The following is an 8,972-nucleotide window of genomic DNA, read 5'->3' on the forward strand; positions in this document are numbered from 1 at the left end:
CCGAGGTGGATCGGGTGAGCCGGGCCGGCGGGCTCGGTGCAAGGACCGAGCCCGCCGGCAACGCGGGGAGTCCACACCTTGTTCCGACACCAGCAACACCGTTCCCAACCATCCCCACCGGATACAAGGAGGCATTTCGATGCCAGAGCGACGAACACCGAATCGGAGGGTCCTGGGTACCGCGCTCGCCGCCGCCGCGATGTTGATCGCGACGGGAGCGACCGTCCTCACCGGAACCGCGTCGGCCCAGCAGAGTGCCCTGGCCCCCACCGCGGGGTGCGGCAAGAGCCCGACGCTGCGCGACGGGAACCAGACCATCCAGAGCGGCGGCCAGAACCGCTCGTACATCCTGCGGCTGCCGGCCAACTACAACAGCAACCAGTCCTACCGGCTGGTGGTCGGTCTGCACTGGCTCAACGGCAGCGCCAACGACGTGGTCGGCAACGGCTTCTACGGTCTGCAGCAGCAGTCGAACAACACCGCCATCTTCGTGGCACCGCAGGGTCTCGACGCCGGCTGGGCCAACACCGGCGGCCGCGACGTCACGCTGGTCGACGACATCCTGCGGGTGGTGGAGAACGCCCTGTGCGTCGACACCTCGCAGCGTTTCGCGCTGGGCTTCAGCTACGGCGGCGCGATGAGCTTCACCCTCGCCTGTGCCCGGCCGGCCGTGTTCCGCGCGGTGGCGCCGATCGCCGGCGCCAACCTCAGCGGCGGTTGCTCCTCGGCCTCCCAGCCGGTCGCCTACTTCGGCATCCACGGCACCCGGGACAGCGTCCTGAACATCTCGATGGGCCGGTCGATCCGGGACGTCTTCGTGCGGGCCAACGGCTGCACGGCGCAGAATCCGCCGGAGCCGGGGCAGGGCAGTGGAACGCACATCACCACCGCCTACGCGGGATGCCGGGCCGGGTACCCGGTCCAGTGGGCCGCCCACGACGGTGACCACGTGCCGCTCCCGACCGACCGCAACTCCTCGACCTCGTGGGTCTCCAGTGAGGTCTGGCGGTTCTTCACCCAGTTCGGCAGCACCACCCCGCCGTCGAGCCCGGCGCCCAGCAACCCCGGCCCCAGCACGCCGGGAACCACGACGCCGCCGCCCGGTGGCACGACGACGTGCCGCGCCACCAGCGTCGTCAACGCCTGGAACAACGGGCTGACCGCCAACGTCACGGTCACCAACACCGGCAGCTCCGCCATCAACGGCTGGACGCTGGCCTTCACCCTCCCCTCCGGCCAGACCATCACCGGCGGGTGGAACGCCACGTACTCGCCGACGTCCGGCCGGGTCACCGCGACCAACGTCGGCCACAACGCCTCCCTGGCACCCGGCGCGTCGGCCAGCTTCGGCTTCCAGGCCACCCACTCCGGCAACAACGGCGCGCCCAGCGAGTACGCGCTCAACGGCGCCGCCTGCGCCACCGCTTGACGAGGCCGATGCCCTCCCACCATCGATCGGCAGCAGAGAGAGGACATCACGATGCGACGACACCCCTCGGCCACCGAGATACGGCGGCCGGCGTGAAGCGCGTCATCATGGCCGCCGCGGTCGCCGCCGCGCTCCTGGCTTCCGGCTGTACGCCGGGATCCGGGGGCGGCGGCGACGACTCGGGGTCGTCGGGGTCGACGTTCGAGTTCTGGTCGTTCACCGCGATCAACCAGAAGGCCGACGTCGACGCCTACATGAAGAAGCACCCGGAAACCCGGATCAAGCTCACCGAGGTGGGCAGCACGAGCGAGACGGCGCAGGCGCTCACCGCGGCGCTGGCCGGCGGCAAGGTGCCCGACCTCGTCCTGATCCAGGGTGACGATCTGCCGAAGTTCATGCAGTCGCCGGAGAACTTCGTGGACCTCAACACGCTCGGCGCCGACAAGATGACCGGGGACTACCTGGACTGGGTGATCAAGCAGCCGACCACTCCGGACGGCAAGGTCATCGGGATTCCGACGGATGTCGGCGGGATGGCCATCGCGTACCGCAAGGATCTGTTCGAGGCGGCCGGTCTGCCCACGGACCGGGCGGCGGTCTCGAAGTTGTGGACGACCTGGGACGGATTCACCGAGGTCGGCCGGAAGTACGTCCAGGCGACCGGCAAGCCGTTCGTGGACAACACGCCGACGAGCGTCTTCTTCCAGGCGGTCAACCAGGGTACGGAGCGGTACTACGACTCCGCCCAGAATCTGGTGTACGACAGGAACCCGCAGGTCCGGGCCGCGTTCGACCTGACGCTCAAGGTCTTCGCGGCGGGCATCTCCGCCAAGCAGACCTCGTTCTCGGCCGGGTGGACCGCGGGCATGGGCAAGGGCGACTTCGCGGTCGTGTCGGCGCCGTCGTGGATGCTCAACTCCATCCGGACCAACGCACCCGGCACCGCCGGCAAGTGGGACATCGCCACCATCCCCGGTGGCTCGGGCAACTGGGGCGGCAGCTTCCTCGCCATCCCCAAACGCGCGAAGAACCCCGAGGCGGCGTGGAAGTACATCGCCGACATGCAGTCACCCGCCGGCCAGCTGGACCACTTCCTGATGCAGGGGTCGTTGCCCACGACGCCGTCGGTCTACACCGATCCGAAGCTGATCGGCAAGACGGATCCGTTCTTCTCCGGCGCACCGATCGGCAAGATCTACACCGAGTCCGTGGTGAACATCAAGCCGTTCTACATCGGGCTGAACGACGCCGCCATCGGCACCGAGTTGCTCAACACCCTCACCAGCGTGGAACAGGGCAAGGTGAAACCCGACCGGGCGTGGGACACCGCGATGACGAACGTCAAGAACGCCCTCCGGGGCTGATCGGACGAATGACGTGCGGCGGCCGGGCCGAACCGGCCGCCGCACCCGTCGGGAAGGCGCCACTGTGACCACCACGCTCGCCCCGGCCACGCCGCCGGACGCCGGTGCTCCGCCGACCCGGTACCGCCACATCCAGCAGGGACTGCGGGAGCGGCTGGCGCCGTACGCGTACATCGCGCCGTTCTTCGTGCTCTTCTTCATCTTCGGTCTGTTCCCGCTGCTGTTCACGTTCTACGTCGCCCTGTTCGAGTGGAACCCGATCGGCGAGCACCGCTACATCGGGCTGACCAACTTCACCGAGCTGTTCCAGGACCCGCGGTTCTGGGGCGCGCTGCGCAACACGTTCAGCATCTGGCTGCTGTCGACGGTGCCGCAGTTGCTGCTCGCGCTCGGCGTCGCGCACCTGCTCAACCAGGTACGCCTGCGCGCGGCGACGTTCTTCCGGATGGCCGTGCTGGTCCCGTACGTCACCTCGGTGGCGGCGACCACCATCGTCTTCGCCCAGCTCTTCGACCGCGACTACGGCATGCTCAACTGGTTCCTCGAGCTGCTCGGGTTCGCGCACATCGACTTCACGGCCTCGGTCTGGGGCAGCCACCTGATGATCGCCACCATGGTCGCCTGGCGCTGGACCGGATACAACACCCTGCTCTATCTCGCCTCGCTGCAGGCGGTTCCCCGGGAACTGTACGAGGCCGCGGCGGTCGACGGGGCCGGCAGCTGGCAGCAGTTCCGCCACGTCAGCCTGCCCGCGCTGCGGCCGATCATCGTGTTCACCGTGGTCACGTCGACGATCGGCGGACTGCAGATCTTCACCGAGCCGCTGCTGGTCAACCCGGTGGGCGGCCTGACGTGCGGCGCGGCGCGGCAGTGCCAGACCCTCACCCTCTTCCTGTACGAGCAGGGCTTCGGCCGGTTCCACTTCGGTTACGGTGCGGCCATCGGCGTCACGCTCTTCGCCCTCGTCGTGATCATCGCCCTGATCAACTACCTGCTGATCACCCGCATCCGCTGGGAGCGGCCATGAGCGCGCCACCCCGCAAGGCCCGCCGGCCGGCGCACAGCCGGGTCTCGCCCGCCGTGTACCTGACGCTGGGCGGCATGGCGTTCCTCAGCCTGTTCCCGCTCTACTGGATGTTCGTGGTGTCCACGACGGACTCGGCCACCGCCACGAGCCTGCCGCCGCGGATCGTGCCGGGCGGCAACTTCCTGCACCTGGCCGGCCTGGTCTTCGAGATCGTTCCGTTCGTCCAGGCGCTGGTGAACAGCATCGCCGTCTCCACCGCGATCGGGGTGGGCCAGGCACTGCTGTGCGCGCTGGCCGGATTCGCCTTCGCCAAGCTGCACTTCCGCGGCCGCAACGTGCTGTTCCTCATCGTCGTGCTGACCATGACCGTGCCGGCCCAGCTGTCGGTCATCCCGCAGTACCTCATCATGTCGCGGCTCAACTGGGTGGACACCCTGCAGGCCGTGATCGTTCCGGGCCTGCTGAGCGCGTTCGGCATCTTCTGGATGCGCCAGCACATCGCCAGCGTCATCGACGACGAACTGATGCACGCCGCCCGGGTGGACGGCGCGTCCACCTGGCAGATCTTCTGGCGCATCGCCTTCCCGCTGGTCCGCCCGGCCGCGTTCGTCCTGGGCCTGTTCGGGTTTGTCACCGCGTGGAACGACTTCCTGTGGCCGTTCATCGTGCTGAAGTCGCCGGAGCGGTACACCGTGCAGATCGCCATCAAGGCGCTGCAGAACAGCCGGGACATCGATCTGGGCCTGGCCATGGCCGGTTCCTTCCTGGCCACGCTGCCGCTGCTGGTGTTGTTCGTCTTCGTCGGTCGGCGCCTCGTGCAGGGCATCATGGAAGGGGCGTTCAAGGGCTGACCAGGGCCCCGCCCGGGCTGTTACCGTTCATTCATGATTATCGATGCGGTGAGTTCGCCCGGACGTCTGGTGGGTACCCTCGCGGGCGCCACCTGCCTGCTACTCGGCATCGCCTCGGCCGCGCTCGCCACCCACACCGCCCTGGACACCCCGCCGGGAGCACCGCCCGGAGTGTGCGAGACCGGCACCGACCCGGGACCGCCGCTGCCCGGCACCGCGCTGTCCGCGTCGCGGATCCAGGGCGGATTCCAGTTCCTGGAGGGCCCGGTCTGGGTCGCCGACCCGGGGTACCTCGTGGTGTCCGATCTCCGCGCGGCGACCGGCGCCGAGCAGGTGCAGCCGTCGACCATCCACCGCCTGGCCCCGCCGGCCGCGCCCGAGACGTTCATCGCCGCGTCCGGCAGCAACGGCCTGGCGCTGAGCCCGGACGGGCAGCAGATCATCGCGGCCACCCACGACAACCGCGCGCTGTCCGCTTACCGGCTGTCCGACCGGAGCCGCACCGTGCTGGCGGCCGACCACCAGGGCCGGGCGTTCAACTCCCCGAACGACGTCACGGTCCGCGCGGACGGGGTCGTCTACTTCACCGACCCCTCCTTCCAGCGGGGGCGCCGCCCGGACGCGATGGGCGGCCGGACCGGGGTGTTCCGGGTGGCGAACGGCCAGGTCACGCTCGTGGACGACACCGTGCGGCAGCCCAACGGCATCGCCCTGTCCCCGGACGGCAGCACCCTCTACGTCGGCGCGTTCAACGAGAACCGGATCTACGCCTACCCCGTGCAGCCGGACGGCAGCACCGGTCAGCGCACCGTCTTCGCGACGATCGCCAGCCCCGACGGGGTGACCGTGGACTGCGCGGGCAACGTCTACTGGGTCTCCCACAACGAGGGCCGGGTCCACGTGTTCGCGCCGACCGGCGCCACGCTCGGCACCATCTCGACCGGCCGGCAGGCGACCAACGCGGCCTTCGGCGGCGCCGACCGGCGCACCCTGTTCATCACCGCCGGACAGACCGGCGACTACGGAATCCACAGCATTCAGCTCGGCATTCCCGGCTATCCATACTGAACCGGCACGCACAATAGCGGCTTTTCCCAATCACTCAATCTCGGAATCGCTGCCCACAAACTGTTACGCGGAACGGCGCGGACGAGTCGTCATCGTCCGCGCCGTCTCGTATCCGCAGGTCAGCGACTTTGCTATCGGATTAGCCGCGCCGCCTTTCCCGACCACACCCCGCCGCCCGCAGGCCCGATCAACCGACGCATGAACCGAGACAGCTTGAACGGCCGGAAACAGTGTGTAAACATTGGCGGACCTGAATTGCCGTCCGCCCGGAGGCGTCCGCGGTTCCCCCTTTGAGTTTTGCCGACCGCCCCTCCCGCGGCAAGTTGTTAGCGCTAACACACGATCGGTCACGAGTCCCCGTCCCCCCGACCGAGCGCACCGTCTCGGCAGCCCGAAAGGCATCCCCGCCATGACCCGACCGTCCACCCCGAGCCGTTCCCACCGGCTCCGCAGACTCGTCCTGCTGATGGCGGGAGTTCTCGCCGGCGGCGCCGGCCTGGTCGTCACCGGATCCGCCGACGCGGGCACCACGCTGGGTGCCGCGGCGGCCGAGAAGGGCCGCTACTACGGCGCCGCCGTCGCGGCCGGCCGGCTCGGCGACTCCACCTACGCCGGCGTCCTGAACCGGGAGTTCAACTCGGTCACCGCGGAGAACGAGATGAAGTGGGACGCCACCGAGCCGTCCCAGGGCCGGTTCACCTACACCAACGGCGACCGCATCCTCAACCACGCCCGGGCCAACGGCAAGAGCGTCCGCGGTCACGCCCTGCTCTGGCACGCGCAGCAGCCGCCGTGGGCGCAGAGCCTGTCCGGCACCGCCCTGCGCAACGCCGCGATCAACCACGTCACCCAGGTCGCCACCTACTACCGAGGCAAGATCCACTCCTGGGACGTGGTCAACGAGGCGTTCGCCGACGGCAACTCCGGCGGCCGCCGCGACTCCAACCTGCAGCGCACCGGCAACGACTGGATCGAGGCCGCGTTCCGCGCCGCGCGGGCCGCCGACCCCGCTGCGAAGCTCTGCTACAACGACTACAACACCGACGGCATCAACGCGAAGTCCACCGGCATCTACAACATGGTCCGCGACTTCAAGGCCCGCGGCGTGCCGATCGACTGCGTCGGCCTGCAGTCCCACCTGGGCACCACCATCGACTCCACCTACCAGGCCAACATCCAGCGCTTCGCCGACCTCGGCGTCGACGTCCAGATCACCGAACTCGACGTCCAGCAGGGCGGCAACCAGGCGAACATCTTCGCCACCGTGACCCGGGCCTGCCTGGCGGTGCCGCGCTGCACCGGCATCACGGTGTGGGGCGTGCGCGACTGCGACTCCTGGCGCACCGGCGCGAACCCGCTGCTGTTCGACTGCGCCGGCAACAAGAAGGCCGCCTACACCGCGGTCCTCGACGCCCTCAACGCCGGCGGCACCACCACACCGCCGGGCAGCACCACGCCCCCGCCCGGCAGCACCACGCCGCCGCCCGGCAGCACCACGCCGCCGCCGGGCAGCACGACCCCGCCGCCGGCCGGCGGCTGCACCGCATCGGTGTCGATGAACGCGTGGACCGGCGGCTTCGTGGCCACCGTCCGGGTGTCCGCGGCCACCGCGATCAGCGGCTGGACCGTCACCGTGGCGCTACCGGCCGGCACCGCCGTCACCGGCTCGTGGAGCACCCGCGCCGGCGGAACGACCGGCACGGTGGCGTTCGGCAACGTGGACTACAACGGCCGGATCGCCGCCGGCGGCAGCACCGAGTTCGGCTTCCAGGGCACCGGCACGCCGCCCGCCGGCACGCCGGGCTGCAGCGCCGCCTGAACCACCCGCCGCCCGGGACCGGACGCCACCGGCCCCGGGCGGCACCGACCCGCAACGGCCAGCATCCGAGGAGAATCCCCATGACATCGCACATCGCCCACCCGCCGGGCGCGGTTCCCGAGCCACCGGCACCCGCACGCCCGCGGCGCCGCCGTTGGTGGGGCGCCGCCGTCGCGGTCCTCACCGCGCTGACCGCCGGTGGCGTGACCGCCGTGACCGCCACCGACGCCAGCGCCGCCACCGTCGACACCAGCGCCTCGTACATTCTGGTCAACCGCGGCAGCGGCAAGGCCCTGGACGTCTACAACCTGGCCACCAACGACGGTGCCCGGATCACCCAGTGGTCCCGCAACGACGGCGCCCAGCAGCAGTGGCAGTTCGTCGACTCCGGCGGCGGCTACTACCGCCTGCGCTCCCGGCACTCCGGCAAGGTCCTCGACGTCTACAACCTCTCCACCGCCAACGGCGCGGCCGTCGTCCAGTGGTCCGACAGCAACGGCACCAACCAGCAGTTCCGCCTCGCCGACTCCCCGGACGGCTACGTCCGCCTGATCAACCGCAACAGCAACCGGGCCGTCGAGGTGCAGGGCGCGTCCACCGCCGACGGCGCCAACATCGTCCAGTACGACGACTGGGGCGGCAACAACCAGCAATGGCAGCTCGTCCGCGTCGGCGGCGACACCCCGCCCACCGGGCCGACCACCCCGCCGCCGTCCGGCAACTGCAGTCTGCCGTCGAGTTACCGGTGGAGCTCCTCCGGCGTGCTGGCCAACCCCCGCTCCGGCTGGGTCTCGCTCAAGGACTTCACCACCGCCCCCTACAACGGCCGGCACCTCGTCTACGCCACCACCCACGACACCGGCACCACCTGGGGCTCGATGAACTTCAGCCTCGTCAACAACTTCACCGAACTCGGCTCCGCCAGCCAGAACGCGATGAACAACTCCACCGTCGCACCCAGCCTGTTCTACTTCGCGCCGAAGAACATCTGGGTCCTGGCCTACCAGTGGGGCGCCTGGCCGTTCATCTACCGCACCAGCAGCGACCCCACCAACCCCAACGGCTGGTCCGCACCCCAACCCCTGTTCACCGGCAGCATCAGCAACTCCGGCACCGGACCCATCGACCAGACCCTCATCGCCGACGGCCAGAACATGTACCTGTTCTTCGCCGGCGACAACGGCCGCATCTACCGCGCCTCCATGCCGATCGGCAACTTCCCCGGCAACTTCGGCACCAGCTACACCACGATCATGACCGACACCACGAACAACCTGTTCGAAGCACCCCAGGTCTACAAGGTCCAGGGCCAGAACCAGTACCTCATGATCGTCGAAGCCATCGGCGCCAACGGCCGCTACTTCCGCTCCTTCACCGCCACCAGCCTCGGCGGCAACTGGACCCCCCAAGCCGC

General features: G+C 69.5%; 7 protein-coding genes. All 7 read left to right on the forward strand.

The window, feature by feature from the left end; all coding sequences use genetic code 11:
- The first annotated feature begins 139 nt into the window (after nt 1-139).
- On the forward strand, nt 140-1,429 hold the full coding sequence (locus tag LDL48_RS42920; protein WP_225260964.1) for a CE1 family esterase: 1,290 nt from the start codon (nt 140-142) through the stop codon (nt 1,427-1,429).
- Nucleotides 1,430-1,521: 92 nt separating this feature from the next.
- Nucleotides 1,522-2,793, forward strand: a complete 1,272-nt coding sequence (locus LDL48_RS42925; RefSeq protein WP_225260965.1) for an ABC transporter substrate-binding protein — start codon at nt 1,522-1,524, stop codon at nt 2,791-2,793.
- A 64-nt stretch (nt 2,794-2,857) separates the two neighbouring features.
- Nucleotides 2,858-3,820, forward strand: a complete 963-nt coding sequence (locus tag LDL48_RS42930) for a carbohydrate ABC transporter permease (protein ID WP_225260966.1) — start codon at nt 2,858-2,860, stop codon at nt 3,818-3,820.
- On the forward strand, nt 3,817-4,671 hold the full coding sequence (locus LDL48_RS42935) for a carbohydrate ABC transporter permease (RefSeq protein ID WP_225260967.1): 855 nt from the start codon (nt 3,817-3,819) through the stop codon (nt 4,669-4,671). The genes LDL48_RS42930 and LDL48_RS42935 overlap by 4 nt, the downstream gene beginning before the upstream one ends.
- A 33-nt stretch (nt 4,672-4,704) precedes the next feature.
- Nucleotides 4,705-5,739, forward strand: coding sequence for an SMP-30/gluconolactonase/LRE family protein (locus LDL48_RS42940; RefSeq protein ID WP_225260968.1), 1,035 nt, complete (start codon nt 4,705-4,707; stop codon nt 5,737-5,739).
- Between the two features lie 409 nt (nt 5,740-6,148).
- Nucleotides 6,149-7,558 carry a glycoside hydrolase family 10 protein gene (locus LDL48_RS42945; protein ID WP_372472344.1) on the forward strand — a complete coding sequence of 470 codons (1,410 nt, stop codon included), beginning with the start codon at nt 6,149-6,151 and terminating at the stop codon, nt 7,556-7,558.
- Between the two features lie 80 nt (nt 7,559-7,638).
- The coding region (locus tag LDL48_RS42950; protein ID WP_225260969.1) for a non-reducing end alpha-L-arabinofuranosidase family hydrolase at nt 7,639-8,972 on the forward strand (1,334 nt) is incomplete at its 3' end.

The sequence above is a fragment of the Jidongwangia harbinensis genome (genome assembly GCF_020216025.1).
In the GTDB taxonomy this organism is placed as follows: Bacteria; Actinomycetota; Actinomycetes; order Mycobacteriales; family Micromonosporaceae; genus Actinoplanes; species Actinoplanes harbinensis.